Annotated in this window: 20 protein-coding genes and 1 riboswitch; of the genes, 4 read left to right on the top strand and 16 right to left on the bottom strand. The window is 70.9% G+C overall.

Translation table 11 applies throughout. From position 1 onward, the window contains the following. Positions 1–2: 2 nt before the first annotated feature. From cobM to cbiE, 3 genes are read right to left on the bottom strand one after another with little or no spacing between them, the layout of a single operon-like run. A complete protein-coding gene (gene cobM / locus FHT36_RS10230) occupies positions 3–764 on the bottom strand; it encodes a precorrin-4 C(11)-methyltransferase (protein ID WP_169122406.1) in 762 nt (253 codons plus the stop codon). Continuing rightward, positions 761–1,147, bottom strand: a complete 387-nt coding sequence (locus FHT36_RS10235; protein ID WP_169122407.1) for a cobalamin biosynthesis protein — start codon at positions 1,145–1,147, stop codon at positions 761–763. The genes cobM and FHT36_RS10235 overlap by 4 nt, the downstream gene beginning before the upstream one ends. Further along, positions 1,144–2,406, bottom strand: coding sequence for a precorrin-6y C5,15-methyltransferase (decarboxylating) subunit CbiE (gene cbiE, locus FHT36_RS10240; protein ID WP_169122408.1), 1,263 nt, complete (start codon positions 2,404–2,406; stop codon positions 1,144–1,146). Before cbiE ends, FHT36_RS10235 begins: the two co-directional genes overlap by 4 nt. Here cbiE and FHT36_RS10245 point away from each other — a divergent pair. Next, positions 2,405–3,178, top strand: a complete 774-nt coding sequence (locus tag FHT36_RS10245; RefSeq protein ID WP_210257685.1) for a cobalt-precorrin-6A reductase — start codon at positions 2,405–2,407, stop codon at positions 3,176–3,178. The two genes, cbiE and FHT36_RS10245, sit on opposite strands and share 2 nt — an antisense overlap. Here FHT36_RS10245 and FHT36_RS10250 read toward each other — a convergent pair. The 11 genes from FHT36_RS10250 to FHT36_RS10300 form a co-directional block, all read right to left on the bottom strand. Further along, positions 3,148–3,906, bottom strand: coding sequence for a precorrin-3B C(17)-methyltransferase (locus FHT36_RS10250; RefSeq protein WP_169122410.1), 759 nt, complete (start codon positions 3,904–3,906; stop codon positions 3,148–3,150). The genes FHT36_RS10245 and FHT36_RS10250 overlap by 31 nt on opposite strands. After that, positions 3,903–4,628: a precorrin-2 C(20)-methyltransferase gene (locus tag FHT36_RS10255; protein ID WP_169122411.1), complete on the bottom strand. Its 726-nt coding sequence runs from the start codon at positions 4,626–4,628 to the stop codon at positions 3,903–3,905. The genes FHT36_RS10250 and FHT36_RS10255 overlap by 4 nt, the downstream gene beginning before the upstream one ends. After that, positions 4,625–5,260, bottom strand: coding sequence for a precorrin-8X methylmutase (locus FHT36_RS10260; RefSeq protein WP_169122412.1), 636 nt, complete (start codon positions 5,258–5,260; stop codon positions 4,625–4,627). Before FHT36_RS10260 ends, FHT36_RS10255 begins: the two co-directional genes overlap by 4 nt. After that, a complete protein-coding gene (gene cobG / locus FHT36_RS10265) occupies positions 5,257–6,567 on the bottom strand; it encodes a precorrin-3B synthase (protein WP_169122413.1) in 1,311 nt (436 codons plus the stop codon). Before cobG ends, FHT36_RS10260 begins: the two co-directional genes overlap by 4 nt. Beyond that, positions 6,564–9,896, bottom strand: a complete 3,333-nt coding sequence (gene cobN / locus FHT36_RS10270; protein WP_169122414.1) for a cobaltochelatase subunit CobN — start codon at positions 9,894–9,896, stop codon at positions 6,564–6,566. Before cobN ends, cobG begins: the two co-directional genes overlap by 4 nt. 3 nt (positions 9,897–9,899) lie before the next feature. Next, a complete protein-coding gene (gene cobW / locus FHT36_RS10275) occupies positions 9,900–10,934 on the bottom strand; it encodes a cobalamin biosynthesis protein CobW (protein WP_169122415.1) in 1,035 nt (344 codons plus the stop codon). Then, complete coding sequence (locus tag FHT36_RS24685; RefSeq protein ID WP_348644419.1) at positions 10,931–11,437, bottom strand: DUF1636 family protein; 507 nt, start codon at positions 11,435–11,437, stop codon at positions 10,931–10,933. The genes cobW and FHT36_RS24685 overlap by 4 nt, the downstream gene beginning before the upstream one ends. 58 nt (positions 11,438–11,495) lie before the next feature. Beyond that, positions 11,496–11,697: riboswitch (cobalamin riboswitch) on the bottom strand. 412 nt (positions 11,698–12,109) lie between these two features. Continuing rightward, the gene (glyS, locus tag FHT36_RS10285) at positions 12,110–14,311 is read right to left on the bottom strand and encodes a glycine--tRNA ligase subunit beta (protein ID WP_169122416.1); all 2,202 of its coding nucleotides are present in this window, start codon (positions 14,309–14,311) and stop codon (positions 12,110–12,112) included. Between the two features lie 107 nt (positions 14,312–14,418). Next, positions 14,419–15,726 carry an MFS transporter gene (locus tag FHT36_RS10290; protein ID WP_246702149.1) on the bottom strand — a complete coding sequence of 436 codons (1,308 nt, stop codon included), beginning with the start codon at positions 15,724–15,726 and terminating at the stop codon, positions 14,419–14,421. Between the two features lie 27 nt (positions 15,727–15,753). After that, on the bottom strand, positions 15,754–17,082 hold the full coding sequence (locus FHT36_RS10295) for an MFS transporter (protein ID WP_169122417.1): 1,329 nt from the start codon (positions 17,080–17,082) through the stop codon (positions 15,754–15,756). A gap of 85 nt (positions 17,083–17,167) precedes the next feature. Then, a complete protein-coding gene (locus FHT36_RS10300) occupies positions 17,168–18,073 on the bottom strand; it encodes a glycine--tRNA ligase subunit alpha (RefSeq protein WP_210257712.1) in 906 nt (301 codons plus the stop codon). A 235-nt stretch (positions 18,074–18,308) separates the two neighbouring features. On the opposite strand from FHT36_RS10300, the gene FHT36_RS10305 reads away from it, so the two are divergent. Further along, positions 18,309–18,734, top strand: a complete 426-nt coding sequence (locus tag FHT36_RS10305) for a hypothetical protein (RefSeq protein WP_169122419.1) — start codon at positions 18,309–18,311, stop codon at positions 18,732–18,734. A 65-nt stretch (positions 18,735–18,799) separates the two neighbouring features. Here the strand turns inward: FHT36_RS10305 and FHT36_RS10310 are convergent, their stop codons facing one another. Both FHT36_RS10310 and FHT36_RS10315 read right to left on the bottom strand, forming a co-directional pair. Continuing rightward, positions 18,800–19,891 (bottom strand): TRAP transporter substrate-binding protein, encoded by a 1,092-nt coding sequence (locus FHT36_RS10310; protein WP_169122420.1) that lies wholly within the window; start codon positions 19,889–19,891, stop codon positions 18,800–18,802. Between the two features lie 180 nt (positions 19,892–20,071). Then, positions 20,072–21,223 carry an Mrp/NBP35 family ATP-binding protein gene (locus FHT36_RS10315; protein ID WP_229643501.1) on the bottom strand — a complete coding sequence of 384 codons (1,152 nt, stop codon included), beginning with the start codon at positions 21,221–21,223 and terminating at the stop codon, positions 20,072–20,074. A gap of 330 nt (positions 21,224–21,553) precedes the next feature. On the opposite strand from FHT36_RS10315, the gene arsC reads away from it, so the two are divergent. Together arsC and FHT36_RS10325 are read left to right on the top strand one after the other, a co-directional pair. Next, entirely contained in the window at positions 21,554–21,967 is a 414-nt protein-coding gene (arsC, locus tag FHT36_RS10320) for an arsenate reductase (glutaredoxin) (RefSeq protein WP_169122421.1), read from the top strand. Between the two features lie 65 nt (positions 21,968–22,032). Further along, entirely contained in the window at positions 22,033–22,575 is a 543-nt protein-coding gene (locus FHT36_RS10325) for a hypothetical protein (RefSeq protein ID WP_169122422.1), read from the top strand. The last annotated feature ends 282 nt before the right edge of the window (positions 22,576–22,857 follow it).

Genomic DNA, 22,857 nt, shown 5'->3' on the forward strand with positions numbered 1-22,857 from the left:
GATCATTCACCACCCCCGCGAAAGCGGCGGACATAGGCGGTGTCATAGAGCGCGCTCTCGCGGAAATCCTCCGCCGCCAGCGCCCGCCCCACCAGGATCAGCGCGGTGCGCGGGATGGGATCGGCGGCAAGCCTGCCGGCGATATCGCCGAGCGTGCCCCGCACCACCCGCTCGTTCGGCCACGTCGCCCGCGCCACCACCGCCACCGGGCAGTCGGCGCCCAGCACGGGCACAAGCTCCGCCACCACCTGATCCAGCGCGTGGATGGCCAGATGGATGGCGAGCGTCGCCCCGGTCTGCGCGAACGCCGTCAGCTTCTCGGCCTCCGGCATGGCCGAGGCGCGGCCGGAGACCCGGGTGATGACGAGGCTCTGCGCCACCTCCGGCACGGTCAGCTCGCGCCCGAGCACGGAGGCCGCCGCCGCGAACGCTGGCACGCCGGGTGTCAGCGTGTAGGAAATGCCCCGCCGCTCCAGCCGGCGGATCTGCTCGGCCACCGCGCTGTAGACGGAGAGATCGCCCGAATGCAGCCGCGCCACGTCCTCGCCCGCCTCGAACGCGCGGACATATTCCGCTTCGATCCGGTCGAGGTCGAGCGGCGCCGTATCGACGATGCGCGCGCCCGGCGGGCACCAGCCGAGCATTTCCGCCGGCACGATGGAGCCGGCATAGAGGCACACCGGGCAGCGGGCGATGAGATCGCGGCCGCGCACGGTGATGAGGTCCGCCGCGCCGGGGCCGGCGCCGATGAAATGGACGGTCAAACCACACCCTCCCGCCGCGCCAGTGCGCAGGTGACCGGGCCCAGCGCGAAGCGCGGACCGAGCAGGCGGCCATGGGCCCCCGCCGCGGCGAGCGCGGCCGTCTCGGCGGCGGAGGGCACGCGCAGCAGCGCCACCACCCGCTCCGAATGGGTCTTGGCCCGGCTGGAAGCGGCCTCGAGCTGGCTCTGCGGCACCAGCACCAAGGGCAGGCCGAGCAGCGCCGCCGCCTCGCTGATGCCGGCCTCCCCGCCCTTCACCGCCGGGGTGGCGACGAGGGATACGTCGTCCCGCCCAAGCTCGGCGCGCGCCAGGGCGGCGTCGAAGGCGGCGATCACCTCCTCCACCGACACGCCCCGCTTCGAGCCGATCCCGGCCACGATCATGCGCCCTCTCTTTGCCGGGGCTTTTCCCAGCGCCATTGCGTCACCGGCATGGCCGGCCGCCAGCCGGTCATGCCCTTCACCGCCACCGACCGCGCCAACGAGATGCGCGTGAGCGTCCCGCCCAAGCGGGCCTGGGCGGCGATCAGCAGCGCCTCGGTTTCCAGCGTCACCGCATTGGCCACCATCCGCCCGCCGGGCTTCAGCGCTGCCAGAGCGGTATCGAGCACGCCGGTCTCGCTGGCCCCACCGCCGATGAAGATCACATCCGGCGTGGGCAATCCGGCAAGGGCGCCCGGTGCCGCACCCTCCACCACCTTCAGGTGGGGCACGCCGAGCTTATGCGCATTGCGGCCGATGCGGGCGGCGCGTTCCCCATGCCCCTCGATGGCGATGACCGAGAGGGAGGGATGCGCCAGCAGCCATTCGATGGCGATGGAGCCCGCTCCCGCGCCGATATCCCACAGCAATTCCCCCCGCCGGGGCGCGAGGGAGGAGAGGGTGAGCGCGCGCACCTCGCGCTTGGTGATCTGCCCGTCATGCTCGAACAGGTCGTCCGCGAGGCCGGCGGCGAGCGGGAGGATGGGCGCGTCAGGCGCGGCCCGCACCTCCAGCGCCACCACGTTGAGGGCGGCCACGTCGCCGAGATCAAACCCCTCGGCGATGGCGCTACGAATGCGCTCCGCCGGCCCGCCCAGCGCCTCCAGCACCGTGAGGCGGGAGGCGCCGCAGCCATGGGCGGTGGCGAAGGCCGCCACCTGCGCCGGGCCGTCGCCATCCGAAGTCAGCAGCAGCAGCCGCGCGCCGTCCTGCAGGAAGGGCCGCAGCCGCGCCAGAGGGCGACCATGGAGGGAAACGAGGTCCACCTCCTGCTGCGCCCAGCCGAGCCGGGCGGCGGCGAGCGCTAAGGCGGAGGGGGCGGGAAAGGCGGCCATCTCCTCCGCCGGCACATGGCGGGCAAGGCTCGCGCCGACGCCGTAGAGAAACGGATCGCCCGTGGCCAGCACGCATACCCGTCGCCCGCGCGCGGCAAGCACGCCGTCGAGGCTGAAGGGGCTCGGCCACACCCGCGCCTCGCCTTTCACCAGATCGCCGGCCAGCGCCAGATGGCGCGCCCCGCCGAATACGATGGCGGCGGCGGAAACGGCGGAGCGGGCGGCGGGGGAGAGCCCATCCGCCCCCTCCTCGCCGATGCCGACGATGGACAGCCAGCGCCCGGCCGGGGCAGTGTCGGCGGTGATGATCCCCTTTGCGTCAGCCATGAAACCCCACATTCTCCTCCTCGGCGGCACCGGCGATGCCCGTGCGCTCGCGACCCGCCTCGCGCCCCGCGCCGATATCCGCGTCACCCTTTCGCTGGCCGGGCGCACGGAAAATCCGGCGCCGCAGCCGGTGCCGGTGCGCGTCGGCGGCTTCGGCGGGCCGACCGGGCTGGAAGACTATCTCAAGGCGGAGGGCATCGCCGCCGTCATCGATGCGACGCATCCCTACGCCGCGCGCATGTCCTTCAATGCCGCGCTCGCCTGCGCGGAGGCGGGGGTGCCCCTGCTCGCGCTGCGCCGCGCGCCATGGCAGGCCCAGCCGGGTGATCGCTGGCGCGAGGTGGCCGACGTGCCGTCCGCCGTGGCGGCGCTGGGCGACGTGCCCCGCCGCGTCTTCCTCGCCCTCGGCCGCAATGAGGTGCGCGCCTTCGAGGCGGCGCCGCAGCACGCTTACCTGGTGCGCAGCGTCGATCCCGTCACGCCACCGCTCAACGTGCCGCAGGCCGAATACGTGCTCGGGCGCGGGCCGTTCGGCGAGGCGGAGGACCATGCGCTGCTCAAGGCCCATGGCATCGACGCCATCGTGGCCAAGAACAGCGGCGGCAGCGCCACCTATGGCAAGATGGCGGCGGCGCGGGCGCTGGGCATCGAGGTGATCCTGATCGCCCGCCCGCCCGTGCCGGACGTGACCGCCGTAGAGCGCCCGGCCGAGGCCGAGGCGTGGCTCGACGGCATCCTCGCTCACGGCGCGGGCGCCGAGCGCGGCGCGTAGACGAGGGGCGACATCCCCGCGCGCGGCACGATGCGCGTCTCGGCGGTGCCGATGAGGACGCAGGTGGCCATGTCCGCCCGCGCGGGATCGGCCTCGGCCAGCGTCGCAAGCGCGATGCGCTCGTCCTCCCGCCCCGCCGCGCGGCCGAACACCACGGGCACGGAGACCGGCAGCTTTTCCCGCAGCAGCTCGAATGCGCGGCCGAGCTGCCAGGGCCGCGCCTTGCTGATGGGATTGTAGAGGGCGATCACGAAGCCGGCCTCTGCGGCGAGCGCGAGGCGCCTCTCCACCAGCGGCCAGGGCTTCAGATTGTCCGAAAGGGACATGGCGCAGAAATCGTGCCCCAGCGGCGCGCCGCAGCGGGCGGCCACCGCCAGCATGGCGGTGACGCCGGGGACGATCTCGACGTCCAGCGCGCGCCATTCCGCCGGGCCATGCTCGATGGCCTCGCACACCGCCGCCGCCATGGCGAACACGCCGGGATCGCCGCCCGACACCATGGCCACCTTCGCCCCGGCCACGGCCGCCTCAAGGGCGGCGGACGCACGGGCGATCTCCTCACGATTGTCCGAGGCGCGCCGCTCCTGCCCCGCCCGTTCCGGCAGGCGGGCGAGATAGGGCACATAGCCGAACAGGATGTCCGCCGCCGCCACGGCCTCGGCCGCCTCCGGCGTCATCTGCCGCGCCGCGCCGGGACCGAGGCCGACCACGGTGAGCCGCCCGCTCACGCCGCGCGCTCCCAGCCGGGCACCAGCACAATGGCGAAATAGGGCGCGTGCTCCTCCGCCCGCTCGGCCAGCGGCACCAACGCGCAATCGGCCATGGTGCCGCGCTCCACATAGACGGCCCGGTCGAGCCGGCCGGCGGCGGCGAGCGCGCGCCGGATCTTCGGCAGATTGCGCCCCACCTTCATGATGACCGCCGCATCCGCCTCCGCGAGGCGCCGCGCCAGCTCGGCCTCGTCCAGCGTGCCGGGCAGCACCATCAGCACGTCGTCGCCCTGCGCGATGGGCGCACCGGCTTCCGACCAGCAGCCGGACATGCCGGTGACGCCGGGGATGACCTGCGTCTGGAACCGACCGGCGAGGCGCACATGGATGTGCATGTAGGAGCCGTAGAAGAGCGGATCACCCTCGCTCAGCACCGCCACCGTGCGCCCGGCCATCAGATGCTCGGCCACCGCGGCGGCGGAGGCGTCGTAGAAGGCGCCGATGGCCGAGCGGTAGGCGTTATCGTGACGATGGATCTCGGTGGTGACGGGATAGAGCAGCGGCAGCTCCACCGCGCCGGCGGGAAAGTGCGCGGCGGCCACCGTGCGGGCGTGGCTGACATTGCCGGCCTTGGCGAAATAGCCCACCACGTCCGCGCTCTGCAGCGCCTTCACCGCCTTCAGGGTGAGCAGATCGGGATCACCCGGGCCGACGCCCACGCCGATGAGATGTCCCTTCACAGCCCGGCCCTCGCAAGCGCGTTCACGGCGGCCGAGGTGATGGCGCTGCCACCCAGCCGCCCGCGCACGATGGCGAAGGGCACACCGCGCGGATCGTCCGCCAGCGCATCCTTGGATTCCGCCGCGCCGACGAAGCCCACCGGCATGCCGAGGATGGCCGCCGGCTTCGGCGCGCCGCGATCCAGCATTTCCAGCAGGTGAAAGAGCGCGGTCGGCGCATTGCCGATGGCCACCACGGCCCCGGCGAGCTGATCGCCCCACAATTCCAGCGCGGCGGCGGAGCGGGTGGTGCCGAGCTTTTCCGCCAGCGCCGGCACCGCCGGATCGCGCAGGGTGCAGATGACGTCGTTGCCGGCCGGGAGCCGGGCGCGGGTGATGCCATGGGCCACCATCTGCGCGTCGCACAGGATGGGCGCGCCGGCCTGAAGCGCGGCCCGCGCGGCGGCAACCGAGCCGGGGCCGAACACGAAGTCCCGCGCTGCCTCCACGAGGCCGCAGGCGTGGATCATGCGCACCGCCACGTCCTCCTCCTCCGGCGAGAAGCGGGAGAGGTCGGCTTCCGCGCGGATGATGGCGAAGGATCGCTCGTAGATGGCCGTGCCGTCGCGCACGTAATCGAGGGGAAGGGTCATTCTGCGCGGCTCGTCACGTGGTCTTTTCCGGCCCGTCTGTTCATTGCCCCGTCCGCCCACAGGCCCGCCGGATCGAGGCGGGCGAGGAGCGCGCGGGTGGTTTCGCCCGGCGTGCGCCGGGCCGCCAGCGTCGCGGCGAGGGATGCGACGGCGGCGGGAAAGTCCGCCACCGGCCGCACCGGGCGCGCCGCGCCGGAGGCCGGGCCGTCATGCACCAGCGCGACGCCGCCGTCCATGCCCACGAAGGCGAGGCTGGCCGGCGCAGGGTGCGCGCAGCCCTTGGTGCAGGCCGAGAGGTGCAAAGACACCGTGCCATCCATGAGCGGCGCGAACGCCTCTGCCAGAACCGGCGCCAGCGCGCGGGCGGGGATATGGGCCGAAGCGCAGGCCGGCGCCCCGGCGCAGGCGGCGACGTGGGCGCGCGGATCGCCCGCCGCCGTGATGCAGTCGAGGGCGGCGATGCGCGCCGCGAAAGCCTCGGCTGCGCCTGCCGAAAGCCCGGTGGCGATGAGGGTGCGCTCCGGCGCGGGCCGCACGTCGCGTGCGCCGGCGGCGTCCACCGCATCAGCGATGGCCTCGAACTGCGCGGCATCGCCGGCCCCGAACGGCAGGCCGAAGCCGAAGGCCAGCGCGCCGTCGGCAAGCGGAATGCGCCCCAGCGGCGGGGCGGCTTCGGCCAGGCGCGCCCGCCCCCCGCAGCCCGGTAAATCGGCGGCACGGGCCGCCCGGCCGAGTGTGGCGATGGAGGCGAGCGCGGCCACTGCCTCGGCCGCGGCTTCCGCCTCCGGCAGCACGCGGGCGGGCACATTGCCGATGGTGAGCGCCCACTGCCCCGGCCCGGTTGCGACGAGGCGCACGTCGGCCTTCTGCCCGGCGAGGCTGACGGCGCCGCCGCCCTCTACCACTACCGACACTTTCGGCCCCAGCTTCCCCGCCAGCGGCTGCGCCCCGACGATGATTTCGGCGGCCAGCTTATGCCCGTCCGCAATCTCTGACGGATCGAACCCGCCCAGCGGCGAGACATCCACCGCGAGGCCGAGGCGCGGCGTGATGCCCAGCGCCAGCACCGCATCCTGAAGCAGCGGAACAGTTTCGACGGTGAGCCCGCGCACCTGAAGGCTGCCGCGCGCGGTCACCTCCATCATGCCGTTGCCGAGGCGGCGGGCGACCTCCGCCAGCCCGCGCAATTGCGCCGGGGAGAGGCGGCCATCGGCGGGCACGAGGCGCAGGATGAGGCCGTCGCCGGTCTCCATGGGCGCGAGGAAGGCCGGGCACGCACCGCGGCGGGTGGGGGGGATCGGCGTCATTCCGCGGCCTCCCGGCCGGCTTCGGCGGTGAGCGCGTCGAGATCGGCATCGAGATCGTTGCGCCGTGCATGCCACAGGCCGCGCCGCCGGGCATCGGCGAAACGGCGGGCGATGGCGCGGGCGGCATCCGGGTTCTGGGCGAGCAGGAAGGCGCGCACCGCCGGATCGCCCAGATAGGCCGCATGGAGACGGTCGAGCAGCGCGGAAGGCACCTGCTCGGTGGTCTCGGCGAAGGCGACGAGGCGGTCGACTGTCTCCGCCAGCTCAGATGCGCCGCGCGGGCCGTGGCGCATCTGGCCGGCGATGAAGCGGGCGGAGACCCGCCCATGCACCAGCCGCGTGAGCGCCTCCTTCAGCGGACGGGCGCGGGGGCGGTCGGGGTCCGTGGTATCGAGCACGACAAGATGGGCCGAGCGCCCCAGCGCCGCGCCCGCCGCCGCGAAGCCGCCCATGAAGGCCGCATCCTCACTACCGTCGAGGAGGTCGCGGGCCGCATCGTCCGCGCCGTGTACCAGGGCATCAGCCTCCGCGAGCCGCGCCGCGAACAGGCCGGGAGCCGGGCGCGCCACGCCGTCCGCGCCGCCATAAGCGTGGGAGGCGGCGGCGAGATAGGCGTGGCCCAGCTCTTCCCGCGTCTCGAAGGCGCCGCGCTGCAGGTTCGCCTCGATGCCCGCGCCATAGGCGCCGGGGGCGGAGCCGAACAGGCGGGAGAGGTCCTCGCCCTTGCGTCGGGCCTCGGCGAGGGGGTTTTCGCTCCCCTCCTCGTCGCGTGCCGCCACCGCGCGCACGGCGGCATCCAGCAAAGCGATCTGGGCGGGGAAGATGTCGCGGAACAGGCCGGAGATGCGGAAGGTGACGTCGATGCGCGGGCGGCCGAGCACGGCGGGCGGCAACACCTCTACCCCAGTGACGCGGCCGGTCGCCGCCTCCCACACCGGCCGGCAGCCGAGGAAGGCGAGGCCCTGGGCGATCTCCTCGCCTCCCGTGCGCAGGCTGGCGCTGCCCCACAGGTCCAGCACCAGCGCGCGGGGCCAGTCGCCCTGCTCCTGCAGGATCAGACGCAGCGCCTCGTCCGCCGCCTTGCGGGCGAGGTCGCAGGCGGTGGGGGTGGGCAGCGTGCGCGGATCGGCGGTGAAGAGGTTGCGTCCGGTGGGCAGCACGTCCCGCCGCCCGCGCGCCGGGGCACCGGCCGGGCCGGCGGGCACGAAGCGGCCGTCGAGGGCGGTCAGCAGCGCGCGGCTTTCCGCCTCCGCCGAAGCGGCGCGCAGCGGGTCGGCCTCGCCCTCGGCCATGGCGCCGAAGATGTGGAGGCCGTCCTTCACCGCAAGGTCCTTCAGGTCGCACAGCCAGGCATCGATGCGGCGCAGCGCCTCGTCGGGGTCGGTGGCGGCGGAGACGCCGGCGGTGGCGGCAAGGCCGGTCTCGGCAGCGGTCTCCACGATGAGGCCGGCGAGACGTTCGCGGCGGCGGCGGTCGAGGCCATCCGCCTGCGCATATTCATCCACCAGCCGCTCCAGCCGCTGCTCGGCCTCGCTGAGGCCCGCGCTGGCGAGCGGCGGCGGCAGATGGCCGATGGTGACGGCGGCAAGCCGCCGCTTCGCCTGCGCCGCCTCGCCGGGATTGGAGACGATGAAGGGATAGACCACCGGCAGCGCCCCCATCACCACCTGCGGGAAACAGGCCGGCGTGAGCGCCACCGCTTTGCCCGGCAGCCATTCCAGCGTGCCATGGGCGCCGAGATGGACGACCGCGTGGGCATCGAGCGCCGCGCGCAGCCACAGGCCGAAGGCGAGGAGCCCATGGCGCGGCGGCAGGCTGGCGTCGTGATAATCCACCCGCCGGTCGAGATTCGCGCCGCGATCGGGGGCGAAGGCCAGTGTGATGGCGCCGGAGCAAGCGAGGCGGAAGCGGAAGGCGCCGTCGACGACATCCGCATCGTCCTCCGGCGCGCCCCATGCGGCGGTGACGGCGGCCTGTGCCGCCTCCGGCAGGGTGGCGAAGAGGCGGCGATAGGCCTCCAGTGTCAGTGCCGGTTCGGGACGGAACGCGGCGAGGAGCGCCTTTGCATCGTCGGGCACGGGGCCGGTGCCGTAGCTGGCCGCCGCGAGCGTTCCGAGCATCCGCCGCGCGCTTTCGGGCACGTCGAGGCCCACCGCATAGCCGGAGCGCCCCTCGGCGCCGGGATAGTCCGGCAAGATCAGCGCGAGGCGCCGCTCCGCGCGGGGCATCGCGGCGAGGCGCACCAGCGCGGCCGCGCGATCCGCCACATGGGCCACCGCCTCCGGCTCCGGCCGGTTGATGGCGGCGGTGAATGCGAGGTCGGCGTCGGGCGGGGCGAAATCCTTGAAGGAGAGCGCGCCGGCCAGCACGCGCCCGTCCAGCTCCGGCAGCACCACGTGCATGGCGAGGTCCGCCGCCGAGAAGCCGCGCGGGCTCCCCGCCCACGCCTCCCGCGCCGTGGTGGCAGGAGCCGCCTGAAGCACCGGCGGGCCGCCTTCCGGGAACAGCTCGGCCGCCTCCCCCGCCGCGAAGGCGGTGGTGGTGAGGATGATTGCGGGATTAAGCGCCGCCGTCGCCGCACGCACGGCGGCGCGGGCGTCCGGCGCCTTCAGGCTGGAGACGAACAGGCACTGGGCCGCGATGCCTCGCGCCTCCAGCGCTGCCGCCAGCGCATCCACGGCGGCGGTGTCGGCGGCGAGCCATTGGGAACGGTAGAAGAGAATGAGCGCGTTCGGCCGTCCCGCCGCCCGCACCTCCTCCAGCGTCGCGAGGCCGGCGCCGGGGCGGTGGAAGGCGGTGGCCGGCACCGGGTGCGGCGCGGGGATGGCATAGGGTGCGGGAAAGCCCGCCGCCTTGCCCATGGCGGAAAGCAGGGCCGCCATATTGTCCGGCCCGCCGGCACGGAAATAGCCGAGCCAAAGGGCAAGCGTGTCCTGCGGGAGCGTGGAGAGGGCGGCGAGGCGCGGGTCGTCCTGGTCCTCGCCCGGCAGCAGCGCGAGGGCGATGCCACGGGCGCGGGCCATGGCGGCCAGTTGCTCGGCGCCGTAGCGCCACCAGTCCAGCCCGCCGAGTTGGCGCACCAGCACCACCTTCGCCTTGGCCGCGACCTTCTCCACCCACAGGTCGACGGACATGGGGTGGCGCAGGTCCTTGAGCCTCGCTAGGCGGAGGCTGGGGGCCGCATCGCCGCGCGCCCGCCAGGCGGCAGACAGGCCGATGAGATCGCTATCGGTGAAGGAGAGCGCCACCATGTCGCCGGGCGGCTGGGCGAGGTCGACCGGCTCGGCCAACTCCTCCAGGCTCGTCGATGTGGTGGCGAGGATGTGCATGGGCTAGCCGAGGATGGCCTGTTCCACGGCCGCGCGGTCGAAGCCCTTGAGGCCGATGACCACCAGCGCCCCGCGCCGTGCCTCGCCCGCAGTCCAGGCGCGATCGAAATGGTGCGACACGCGCGGGCCGACGCCCTGAACCAGCAGGCGCAGCGGCTTGCCTTCCACGGCGGCGAAGCCCTTCACGCGCAGCACGTCCGGCGTCTCCGCCGCCTTCACCACGCGGGCCGCCAAAGCGGCGGGATCGGCGATCTCCGGCAAAGCGAGGACGATGCTCTCGAACTCGTCGTGGTCGTGGTCTTCCTCGTCGTCATGGTGGGTGCGGCGGGCGTCGATCACATCCTCCGCGCCGACGCCGAGGCCGAGCAGGACCGCCAGATCCACCTTGCCGCCGGAAGCCCGCACCAGCTTCACCGCGCGCGGCAGGGCGCCGGCCACGGCCTTCTCGGCGGCGGCGAAGCCGGCCGCGTCCAAGAGGTCGGATTTGGAGAGCACGACGAGATCGGCGCAGGCGATCTGGTCCTCGAACACCTCTTCCACGGGATCATCATGGTCGAGGCTCTCGTCCCCGGCCCGTTGCGCGTCCAGCGCGGCGAGATCGGGAGCGACACGGCCTTCCGCCAGCGCCGGGCCATCCACCACGGCGATCACACCATCCACCGTCACCCGGCCCTTGATGGCCGGCCACTGGAAGGCCTGCACCAGGGGCTTGGGCAGCGCGAGGCCGGAGGTCTCGATGAGAATGTGGTCCACCTTCGGGGCGCGGGCGAGGATCTGGTCCAGCGCCGGCACGAAATCATCCGCCACGGTGCAGCACAGGCAGCCATTGGCCAGTTCCACGATGGAGCCTTCGTCGCAGCTCTCGATGCCGCAGCCTTTCAGAATCTCGCCGTCGATGCCCACGTCGCCGAACTCATTGACGATGACCGCGAGGCGCTTGCCGCCGGCATTCTCCAGCACGTGGCGGATCAGCGTCGTCTTTCCGGCGCCGAGGAAGCCGGTGACGATGGTACAGGGCACGCGGGCGAGCGAGGTCATCGGGTCTCCTTAGCGGAAAGCGGGGGAATGCGCGCGACCATGCCGCGCTTGAGAACATCCGGCCGGCCGCGCCAGGGCATCAGGCCGTCTTCGGAGCCGGCGAGCAGGGCCGCGCCGGTGAGGAGATCGGCGGCGCTGTCCGGGGCGAGGTCGCCGAACACATAGGTCCAGCCGTCGCGGCGGACCATGGCGGCGGAAAGCGCGCGCTTGCAGTTGGCGAGGCAAGAGACCCCTACGACCGCGACGCCTTCCACGGCCACGCCTTCGGGGACGGTCGTGGCGCATGCCGAGGCGAGGAGGCGCGCACCGTCGCGCTCGGCCAACTGCTGAGTTTCCTGCGGAGCCTCGACGCCGGGGGCGCGGCAGGTGGTGCAGATGAGGAGGGTGACGGCCGGGGCGGGAGCGCGCGCCGTCGCGGGCGCACAGCCGGTTTCCGCGCTGTCGCCGGCCGGCTCAGGCCCCGTGCTGTCGGGAATCGCGCCTCGCTCCACGGAACGGTCCACGGGTGCGAGCGCCCGCGCATGCGGGCTCGAAGGGACGCAGAACCGGAGCACCCCGCCCGGCGCGGACCTCGTCGAAGGCAGGTCTCCTGGCTCGCGGTTCACCGCCCCTGCCGCCTTCCCGGATGGATCCAGTGGCGTCTGGCAGGGGCTCACCGCCGACAGTTGCGGGGGCAGCCGCGGCATTGGAAGGTCTTCCCTTCCGCACCGCATTCCCTTTTACGCCCGTGTGGGAACACGGGACCTTCGACGCCGCCACTAAAGGCAGGGCGGGCGGGATTGTCAAATGAGGGGCGTGGAACCGCTCTCGTACCCCGAACCAGCGACACCGAAGGTGGGCGCCGAGCCGGGCCCAGCGCAAGAAACCGCAGAAGGCGCTTCGATATCGAGCGCTCCCGGGATTTGGCCGCTACGCGGGAATCCTTGCGCTGGGCCCCGGCTCTCCTTCCACTCCGCTGCGCTGCGTTGCAGTCGGCCGGGACGCGAGAGCGGCATGTGTGGCCGGTCGTGGCCCGACAATTCGACCCGCTGTTCGCGCCCGTCATGGCCGGGCTTGACCCGGCCATCCACGTCGTGGGGCTGGGAACACCTTTCAGACGATAGTACTTTCGGCCCGACGTGGATGCCCGGGACAAGCCCGGGCAAGACGGCGAGAGTGGGGAAAGTCCCCCTGCCCTACCCCTCGATGCGGTCGAAATCGGCGATGCCGCGGGTGGCGGCGCGGATTTCGTCGAGCAGCTTCAGGCGGTTCTCGCGCAGCGCGGGATCGACGTCGTTCACGGTCACGGCGTCGAAGAAGGCATCCACCGGCTGGCGCAGGTCCGAGAGCGCGGTCATGGCCGCCTCGAAATCCTCCGCCGCGACGGCCTTGGAGACGCGGGCCTTCACGTCGTCGATGGCCGCGGCGAGGTGTTCCTCGGCCGGCTCCTTGAGCAAGGCGGCGACGGTGGGGCCGGCAAAGGCGCGACCGTCCTTCTTCTCCTCGATGCGCAGGATGTTCACCGCGCGGCGATAACCGGCGAGGAGGTTCTTTCCGTCCTCGGTGGCGAGGAAGGCGGCCAGCGCCTCCACGCGGCGGACCACGAGGAGGAGGTCGTCCTGCCCTTCGAGGGCGAAGACGGCATCGACGAGGTCGTGACGGGCGCCACGGTCGCGCAGGTAGACTTTCAGGCGGTCGGCGAAGAAGGCGAGGAGGTCGGAAGCAAGAAGCAACGCCTCGGCTTCGGCAACGCGTTGAGAAGCTTCGAAAGGATCAACCCCGCTTGCCTGCGGCGTCGACCGAAGTAGGCGAGATCTAAACATCGTCAAAATCTGGGGGTCACCTCCGAGTGTGCCTTCAGAAGTAATCCCCTGCCGGAAAAGTACAGTCATCAAAGCTGAGAGCCTCAGCCGCAGCCCATTCTCCAGCACGATCCTGATCACCCCCAGCGCCGCGCGACGCAGCGCATAAGGGTCCTTCGATCCCGTGGGCTTCTCATCAATCGCCCAGAAGCCCACCAGGGTGTCGATCTTGTCCGCCAGCGCCACTGCCACCGAAACCGGCGCGGTGGGCACGCGGTCGTTGGGCCCCTGCGGCTTGTAATGCTCCTCGCAGGCGGCCGCGACCTCAGCCGGCAGGTTCTCACCCTGAGCGTAGTAGCGGCCCATGAGGCCCTGCAGCTCGGGGAACTCGCCCACCACCTCGGTGAGCAGGTCCGCCTTCGCCACCAAAGCGGCCTCCTCGGCCAGCGCCACCGGCGCGCCCACCTTGGGGGCCAGCTCCTTGGCGAGGCGGACGATGCGCTCGATGCGCTCGGCCTGCGAGCCCAGCTTTTCGTGGAAGGTGATGGACTGGAACTTGGGCATGCGGCTGGCGAGGCCGTTCAGCCGGTCCGTGTCCCAGAAGAATTTGGCATCCGACAGGCGGGCGCGGATGACGCGCTCGTTGCCGGCGACGATGGCCTTGCCGCCGTCCGAGGCGACGAGGTTCGAGATGAGGATGAAGCGGTTGGCGAGGCGCCCGGTCTTGGGGTCCTTCAGCACGAAGCACTTCTGGTTGGCGCGGATGGTGGCGCGGATCACCTCGTCGGGGATGTCGAGGAAGCGCGCCTCGAACGAGCCCATGAGCACCACCGGCCATTCGACCAGCCCGCACACCTCGTCCAGCAGCCCTTCGTCCTCCACCAGCTCAAGGCCGGCGGCGAGCGCGAGGTCCTTGGCGTCGTTGAGGATGATTTCCTTGCGGCGGTCACGATCGGCCACCACCTTGGCGGCCTCCAGCTTCGCCATCCAGTCGTCCAGCCGCTTCACGGTAAAGGGCTCTGGCGCCATGAAGCGGTGGCCGCGGGTGACGTTGGAGGCCTCGATGCCGTCCACGGAGAAATGCACCACCTCCGGCTCATCCCCCTCGGCGCCGAAGGTGGCGACGATGGAATGCAGCGGGCGCACCCAGCGCAGCGTGCCGGAACCCCAGCGCATGGATTTCGGCCAGGGGAACTTGCGGATGATGTCCGGCACGATCTCGGCCACCACCTCGGTGGTGGCGCGGCCGGGCTTTTCCACCACGGCCACGTAGAAATCGCCCTTCTTGGGGTCGGACTGGATGGTCGCCTGATCGAGGGAGGCAAGGCCCGCAGCTTTCAGGAAGCCGGCCACCGCCTGCTCGGGCGCGCCCACGCGCGGCCCCTTCTTCTCCTCCCGCTGGTCCGCCTGCCGGCCGGGCAGGCCATGCACGGCAAGCGCGAGGCGGCGCGGCGTCACGAAGGCCTTAGCGCCCTCGTAAAGCAGGCCGCGCTCCACCAAAGCGTCGGTGACGAGCTTCTTCAGCGCGTCGGCCGCCTGGGCCTGCATGCGGGCGGGGATTTCCTCGGAGAAAAGTTCGAGCAGAAGATCGGGCATCGGTTCGGGCTCGTCCTCCCCATGCGGGGAGGCTGGCGCTTGCGCGCAGCGGGTGAATTTCGGGGCCTGTGCTAGTGCCTTTCGGCCGCCGCGTCGAGGGGGCGGGCTCAGTCGAGCGGCTGGCCGCGCGTCTCCTTGAGGCCCAGAGCGGCGAGGAAGGCCACCACGCCGCCGACGATCAGGTAGAAGGCCGGCGCCATGGTATTGCCGGTGAGACTCACCAGCAAGACCGCCACCATGGGCGCCGTGCCGCCGCCGAGGCCAACGCCGAGATTCCAGCTCAACCCCATTGCTGTGCAGCGGGTGTGGCGGGGAAACATCTCCGCCAGCGTCACCGCCATGGGGCCGCCATAGATGGAGACAATCACCGCAAAGCCCAGCTGCCCCAGCAGCGCCAGCCCGACCGAGCCGGACTGGAGCAGCAGGAAGAGCGGCCAGGAAAACACGGCGAGGGCGAGAAAGCCGCCGGCGATGAGCGGCTTCCTGCCGATACGGTCGGAGAGCGCGGCGAAGCCCAGGCAGGCCGCCATCACCACCGCCATGCTCACGGCGTTCAGCTCCAGTGCCACATGAGGGGTGAAGTGATCCGCCTGCTGCAGCCAGGTCGTGAGGTAGACGAAGGCGAGGTAGAAGGCGATGCCCAGCACGATGTTGATGAGCGTCGCCCGAAGGATGCCGCCGCCATTCTCGCGGAACGCCTCCACCACGGGCAGGCTCGGGCGATGCACCCGCTTCACGTCGCGCGCCACCGCGCGGCGCAGCACCAAGGCAAAGCCGCCGAGCAGGCAGCCCAGCAGGAAGGGAATGCGCCAGCCCCAGGCGGCGAGATCGTCCGTGGACATGAGGCCGGACACCATCGCGCCCACCACCGAGCCCAGCAGTATTCCGCCATTGCAGCCGACGACGGCGAGCGAGGTGACCGCCCCGCGCCAGCGCACTTGCGCATTCTCCGCCAGGAACACGGCGGAGGTCATGTATTCCCCGCCCACAGACAGCCCCTGCGCGAGGCGCAGCATCAGCAGCAGCACCGCGGAGAACACACCGGCCGTCTCATACGTGGGCAGAAGGCCGACGCAGAAGGTGGAGATGCTCATGAGCGCGGCGGAGGACATCAGCGCCGCGCGCCGGCCCAGCCGGTCGCCGATATGGCCGAACAGGACGGAGCCCAGCGGCCGCATGAGGAAGGAGGCGGCGAACACGCCGAACACCGAGAGCATGGCCGCCGTGGGGCTGTTCTCGGGAAAGAAGTTGCGGGCGAAGATGCTGGCGAGGAAGCCGTAGACGGCGAAATCGTACCATTCCAGCACGTTGCCGAGCATGCCGGCGGCCATCAGCCGGCGGGAGAGGACGGGGACGCCCTGCGGTGTCGCCCCGTCGGAGACGCCTCCGGCATCCGTGCGCGTGATGCTGCTCATCAATCCCGTTCCTGCTCCGCTCAAGCGTTAGGGCCAATCGGAAGGCCCGTCCAGCACCCGGCCCCGCCGTTCGGTGAGGGCCGAGACGCCCACCAGCGCGACGGCCGCCAGCAGCATCAGATGGACCGCTGGCGCCATGGTGAGGCCGAGGCCCGTCACGAAATAGGTGGCGAGCATGGGCGCAAGGCCGCCGGAGACGCCGATGCCGAGATTCCAAGCGAAACCTATGGCGCTGCAGCGCACCGGCGTCTCGAACAGCTCCACAAGCAGCGACGGCATCGGGCTCGTGACCGCCGCGGCCATGACCGAGAAGACCAGCTGCGCCGCCAGCACTTCCCCCGGGCTGCCGCCGCGCAGCAGCAGGAACAGCGGCCAGGACAACACGACGAAGCCGGCAAGCCCCGCCGCCACGATGCGGCGCCGCCCGATCCGGTCCGACAAGGCGGCGAACAGGAGGCAGCAGGTGCCGGACACGATGAGGCCGAGGGTGGTGAAGGCAAGCGCTGTCGCGGGGGCAAGGCCGGCCTCCTGCTCGATATAGGTCGGCAGGTAGACGAACAGGAGGTAGGTGTCGGAGCCGATGAACAGGGTCACCAGCATCGCGGCGATGATGGAGCCGCCCGCCTCACGGAAGGCCCGTGTCAGCGGCAGCCCCCGTGCCTTGCTGCCCCCACGATCGCCCGGTCGGGGCCGGCGCAGCACCAGCGCGGTGATGCCGAGCACCGCACCGAACAGGAACGGCACCCGCCAGCCGAAGGTCTGCATCGCCTCCGCCGAGAGAAGCGCGCTGAGCAGCGCGCACACGCCGGAGCCGATGAGCGTGCCGGTCTGCCCGCCCGCCGTGGAAAAGGCCGCGGTGAGCCCGCGATGGCGCGGCACGGCGTGTTCGGCGAGATAGATGGCGGAGGTGGTGTATTCCCCGCCGATGGACAGGCCCTGCACCAGCCGCAGGATGAGGAGCAGCAGGGGGGCGAGGAAGCCGGCCGTGGCATAGGTGGGCAGCAGGCCGATGCCCACCGTGGCGCAGCTCATGACCGAGACCGAGACGATGAGCGCGATGCGGGGGCCGAACCTGTCGCCCACATGGCCGAACAGGATCGCCCCCAGCGGCCGCATCAGGAAGGCTGCGCCGAACAGGCCGAAGGCGGAGATGAGCCCCACCAGCGCATCCTCGGCCGGGAAGAAGGTGCGGGCGAAGATGGGCGCGAGGAAGCCGTAGGAGGCGAAGTCGTACCACTCAAGCACATTGCCGATGGCGCCCGCCGCGAGCAGGCGCGGCGATGAGCCGCCCGGATTGGACGCGCCCGGCGGCCTGATGCCGGGCAGGTCACGGGTGCCGGCATCGGTAGCTGTCATGGCGTGTCCGGACAGGCGGGCGGTTGTGGCTCCGCTTCAGCTAACACCCGGCCCCGGGCCGGGGCAATCCCTTACCGCTTGAGCCTCAGGCCGCAGCGCCGCCGCCGGCCGTCTTCAGCCAAGCGGCACCGCAGGCTTTGGCCAGCTCGCGCACCCGCAGGATGTAGCTCTGCCGCTCGGTGACGGAGATCACGCCACGCGCGTCCAGCAGGTTGAAGACGTGGGACGCCTTGATGCACTGGTCATAGGCCGGCAGGGCCATTTCGTGCGTTTCGCCCTTGTCGCCGAAGGCCAGATATTTGTGGCAGGCGGCCTCGGCCATGCGGAACTGCTCGAACAGCATGGCGGTGTCGGCGGCCTCGAAATTGTGCCGCGAATATTCCTGCTCGGCCTGGAGGAAGACGTCGCCGTAGGTGGTCTTCTCGGCGCCCTCGCGGCCGTTGAAATTGAGGTCGTAGACGTTCTCCACGCCCTGCACATACATGGCGAGGCGCTCGAGACCGTAGGTGAGCTCGCCGGAGACCGGCGCGCACTCGAAGCCGGCGACCTGCTGAAAGTAAGTGAACTGCGACACTTCCATGCCGTCGCACCAGCATTCCCAGCCGAGGCCCCAGGCGCCCAGCGTCGGGCTCTCCCAGTCGTCCTCCACGAAGCGCACGTCGTGCAGCTTCAGGTCCACGCCGATGGCGGCCAGCGATTGCAGGTAAAGCTCCTGCAGGTTCTCCGGCGAGGGCTTCAGGATGACCTGGAACTGGTAATAGTGCTGGAGCCGGTTGGGGTTCTCGCCATAACGGCCGTCCTTGGGGCGGCGCGAGGGCTGCACATAGGCCGCCTTCCAGTGCTTCGGGCCAAGGGCGCGGAGCGTCGTCGCCGGATGGAAGGTGCCGGCGCCCACTTCCATGTCGTAGGGCTGGAGCACCACGCAGCCCTGGTCCGCCCAGAATCGCTGAAGGGTCAGGAGCAGCGCCTGGAACGAGCGGTCGGGGCGCATGTGGGCGGGAAGGCTCTGGTCGATCATCGGGACAGCTCGCATCAACGTGACCGAGGCGCACCCTCCCCGGCGGGGCGGGACAAGGGGGCCTCAGGCGCGCGGACACTAGGCAGAGGGCCGCGCGATTGCAACGTGGCGGCAGCAACTTCGCTTTCGCCAATCGAAAATCCATAGTGAACCGAAATGCGGTCTCCGCGGTTGTCCTGCCGTGCAGTCAATTGGAGGGAGACCCCGCATGAACATCGCGAAGTACGCCATTCCCGTCGCCGCCGCCGCCATGATCGCCATGACCGGCGCCGCCAGCGCCCAGTCGTCCGGCACCGCGCCCGGCAAGAACACCCAGAGCGGCCCCGCGCAGGAAGGTGGACGCACCCAGGCCACCCCCGGCCCCAGCGGCAGCGGCATGACCGCGCCGAGCCCCGGCATTCCGTCCACGCCGCGCTCCGGCATTTCCGCCGGCCAGGATTCCCACAAGGGCGCGGCGCAGGAAGGCGGCCGCACGCAGGCGACGCCCGGCGGCTCCTCCACCGCGGGGACGCCCGCCGTGGACACCACCGGCACGGTGACCCCGCGCTCCGGCACCGCCGCGGGCCAGGACCCGCACAAGGGCCCCGCGCAGGAAGGCGGCCGCACGCAGGCGACGCCCGGCGGCACGCGCTGAACGCACTGACCAAAGGAAAAGCCCCGGAGCGATGCTCCGGGGCTTTGTCTTGACCGAAGAGGCGATCAGCCGCGGGTGCGGGCGCGGACCATGAAGTCGTCGTACGTGAACTCGACGATCTGCCACCACAGATAGGCGTTGTTGCGGAACGTCTTCATGTCCTCGTAGATCTTCTTGAAGTCCTCGTTCTTGCCGCTGATTTCCTCATAGAGCTGCTGCGAGGCCTTGTAGGCCGCATCCATCACGTCGCTGGGATAACGGCGCAGCTGGGTGCCGGCCTTCACCAGGCTCTGCACCGACACCGGGTTCTTGGCGTCGTAGCTCGCGAGCATGCTCTCGTTGGCCTGCGCCATGGCGGCGGTGAGGATGGCCTTGTAGTTCTTCGGCAGCTCGGCGAGCTTGTCCTGATTGACGAAGAAGTTGAGGGCGGCGGAGCCCTCCCACCAACCCGGGAAGTAGTAATACTGCGCGACCTTGTAGAGGCCGAGCTTCTCGTCGTCATACGGGCCGACCCACTCGGCCGCGTCGATGGTGCCCTTCTCGAGCGCGGGATAGATGTCGCCGCCGGCGAGCTGCTGCGGCACGACGCCGAGCTTGGCGAGCACCTGGCCGCCGATGCCGGCGATGCGCATCTTGAGGCCCTTGAGGTCCTCGACCGTCTTGATTTCCTTACGGAACCAGCCGCCCATCTGGCCGCCGGTGTTGCCGCCCGGGAACATGACGACGCCGTACTTCTTGTAGAACTCGTTCAGCAGGTTCATGCCGTTGCCAAACAGGAACCACGCATTGATCTGGCGGGCGTTCAGGCCGAACGGCACGGCGGTGCCGAGGCCGAAGGTCGGGTCCTTGCCCACGTAATAGTAGGACGCCGAGTGGCACATCTCGACAGTCTTGTTGGTGGTGGCGTCGAGCGCCTGCAGGCCGGGGACGATTTCGCCCGCCGCGAACACCTGGATCTGGAACTTGCCGTCGGTCGCGTCGGCCACCTGCTTCGCCATCAGCTCGGCGGCGCCATAGATGGTGTCGAGGGACTTGGGGAAGGACGACGTGCAGCGCCACTTCACTTCCGGCGCCGACTGGGCAATCGCCGGCATGGCCACAGCTGCGGAAGCGGCGACACCCGCGCTGGCGGCGGTGAGAAACTCACGGCGTTTCATGGAGAACTCCCTGGGGCTCTTTCAACGCAGCGCCGCTTCTGGGGCGGGCCGTCATACCGCTTTTAGAGCACGCGTCGTTCCGGCTCAACGCAGAGGAAGGTATGATAAGCGGCGCGCCGGGGAAAAAATGCCCCGGCGGCTCAAAATGATGGCACTGGACCGGCCGGAAGTGCCGTTACGTCACTCGATGACGATGCGGGGCGCCTGCCGGCTCTGGGCCGTAGCCTTGTCGAGGGCCGCCTTCACACCGGTCGCCACATGCCGGTAGGCCGCCGCCTGCGGGCTGTCGGGATCGGAAACAAGAATTGGCAGGCCGGCGTCAGACATCTCGCGGATGCGCATGTGCAGCGGGATCTCGCCGAGGAAGGGCACGCCCAGCTTGTCCGCCTCCGCATGGGCGCCGCCATGGCCGAAGATGTCCGAGCGCCCGCCGCAATGGGGGCAGACGAAATAGGCCATGTTCTCCACCACGCCGAGGATCGGCACGTTCACCCGCTCGAACATGGCGACGCCGCGCCGGGCGTCGATGAGCGCGAGATCCTGCGGGGTGGAGACGATGACCGCGCCGGCGAGGTTCACCTGCTGCGCCATGGTGAGCTGGGCGTCGCCCGTGCCGGGGGGCATGTCCACCACCAGCACGTCGAGCGGACCCCACTTCACGTCCTTCAGCATCTGCGAGATGGCGGACATGACCATGGGCCCGCGCCAGATCATCGGCGTGTCTTCCTCCACGAGGAAGCCGATGGACATCAGCTGCAGGCCGAAATTTTCGAGCGGCAGCATGGTCTTGCCGTCGGGGGTCGTCTCCGGCTTCTGGGCGACGCCGGTGAGGCGCGGCACCGAGGGGCCGTAAATGTCCGCATCGAGCAGGCCGACCTTGAGGCCGAGGTCACGCAGCGCAATGGCAAGGTTGATGGAGGTGGTGGACTTGCCCACACCGCCCTTGCCCGACGCCACGGCGATGATGGAGGCGACGCCCGGCACGGCGATGCCGCGCGGGGCCGGCGCGCCGCCATGGGCGTGACCGTGGCCGTGATTGTGCGCGGCCGGGGCCGGGGCGGCCGGCGCCTGCTTGCGCTCGGCGGTGAGGGTGACGAGGGCCGAGGCGACGCCCGGCAGCGCCTTCACCGCATTTTCGGCGGCGATGCGCACATCCTCCCACGCCCGCGCCTGGGCCGGATCGATGTTGATGGAGAGATAGACCTTGCCCGACGTGACCACAACGCCAGCGAGGGCCGGCGATACGGAGAGGGCCACGCCTTCGGGCGTGCGCACCTTGGCCAGGGTGGAACGGACGGTGTCCTCGGAAAGCTCGGCCGTGTGGCTCATCATGTCACTCAACTCCCCGGCCGGGCGACGCGCATGTGGGGCAGGCGCGGAGGCCGGGCTGGAATGATTTGAAATCATCTTCTGATTCGCACGAGAGGCGCCGACTGCAAAGCCCGACATATGAGCGCTGCTTAAACGCTAGGCAGAACAGACGTCATCTCCCGTCGGGTCACTTCTAGTCCGGCGGTCGCCGGAGAGCCAGAATTCCGTTATTCGCAGCCTGAGCGATACCGGCGCCGGCATCGCGCCGCAGTCCGTTCCTGTTCCGGCTCGCCCAACGGGCGGGCGCCGTCGCCGCTGCGTGCGGCTGGCTTTTCCGCGAGAGATCCCGCCATGAGCGACTTTCCCATCACGATCTATCACAACCCGCGCTGCGGCACGTCCCGCAACACCCTCGCCATGATCCGCGCCGCCGGCACCGAACCGACGGTGATCGAATATCTGAAGACCGGATGGACCAAGGCTCAGCTCAAGGATCTGGCCGCCGCCACCGGCGCGCCCCTGCGCGACCTGCTGCGCGCCAAGGAGCCTCTCGTCGCCGAGCTGAAGCTCGCCGGGCCGGATGTGACCGACGACGCTTTGCTCGACGCCATGGTCGAGCACCCCATCCTCGTGAACCGGCCCATCGTGGTGACGCCCAAGGGCACTCGCCTGTGCCGCCCCTCTGAACTCGTGCTCGATTTGCTGGAGACTGCGCCCGAGAGCTTCACCAAGGAGGATGGCGAGGTGGTGAAGCGCCCACGCTAGGCCGCCGGCGGGCCGCGTCTGGTACGGGAAATGCTTCGCTTACGTCCCGCTGTCGCGAACCCGCCATGCCCGTCACGCCCGCCCACGAAATTCCCCTAGGCATCCGCCGCAAGGCCATCGCCGTCCATGAAGCGGGGCACGCGCTGGTGGCCATCCTGCTCAAGCGGGACGTGACCGAGGCGATGCTGCATCCGCCGGACGGCCTGAGCGGGGAGACCCGGTTCGCCAGCGCCGAAAGCCTCCCCCTCGACCTCACTCTGGAGGCCGACCGGCGCCGCGTCGCCGACGCCATCGTCGTGCTCATGGCCGGACAGGCGGCGGAGGCGGAATACTGGCGGCGCCACGCCTTGCTCTACAGTCCGAAGGTCACGTCCCACCGCACCGACGCGGCCGAGGTGCACGCGCTCAAGTCCGGCCTCGCCCTCAGCCCGGAGCAGGACGCGCTGTTCACCGGCTATTGCATCGAGAAGGCCAAGAAGCTGGTGCTGCAGGATCCCGCGCAGGCTGCCATCCAGGAGATGGCCATGCGGCTGTCCGAGAGCATGAGCCTCCTGCGGGCGGAGATGAACGAGATCATGGCGCGCCACCGGGTGGCGCTGCGGAAATAGCCTCCGGCCTGTCTCTTCCTCCCAAGCGAGCGGCCGCAGGCCGCATCGGCGCGGCGGTGCAGCCGGGGCCGACCTCGCGGCGGAAGATATTGATGCGGCGCACAAAACGTGGCGAAAGCGTTGTGCGGCGCGCCCGAAAGCAAAAATGCCGTGGGCAAGCCCCGCGCGGCGGGCGGGATCTCGCCCCATCGGCCCTCTAGCCCCTTGAGCCGGGAGCGAGTTTCGCAGACCGTTCAGCGCGCTGGCGAGTCGATGCGCTGGCGTGCATCCGGGCAAGAGGTC

This window comes from Xanthobacter sp. SG618 (assembly GCF_012932745.1).
GTDB lineage: Bacteria > Pseudomonadota > Alphaproteobacteria > Rhizobiales > Xanthobacteraceae > Xanthobacter > Xanthobacter flavus.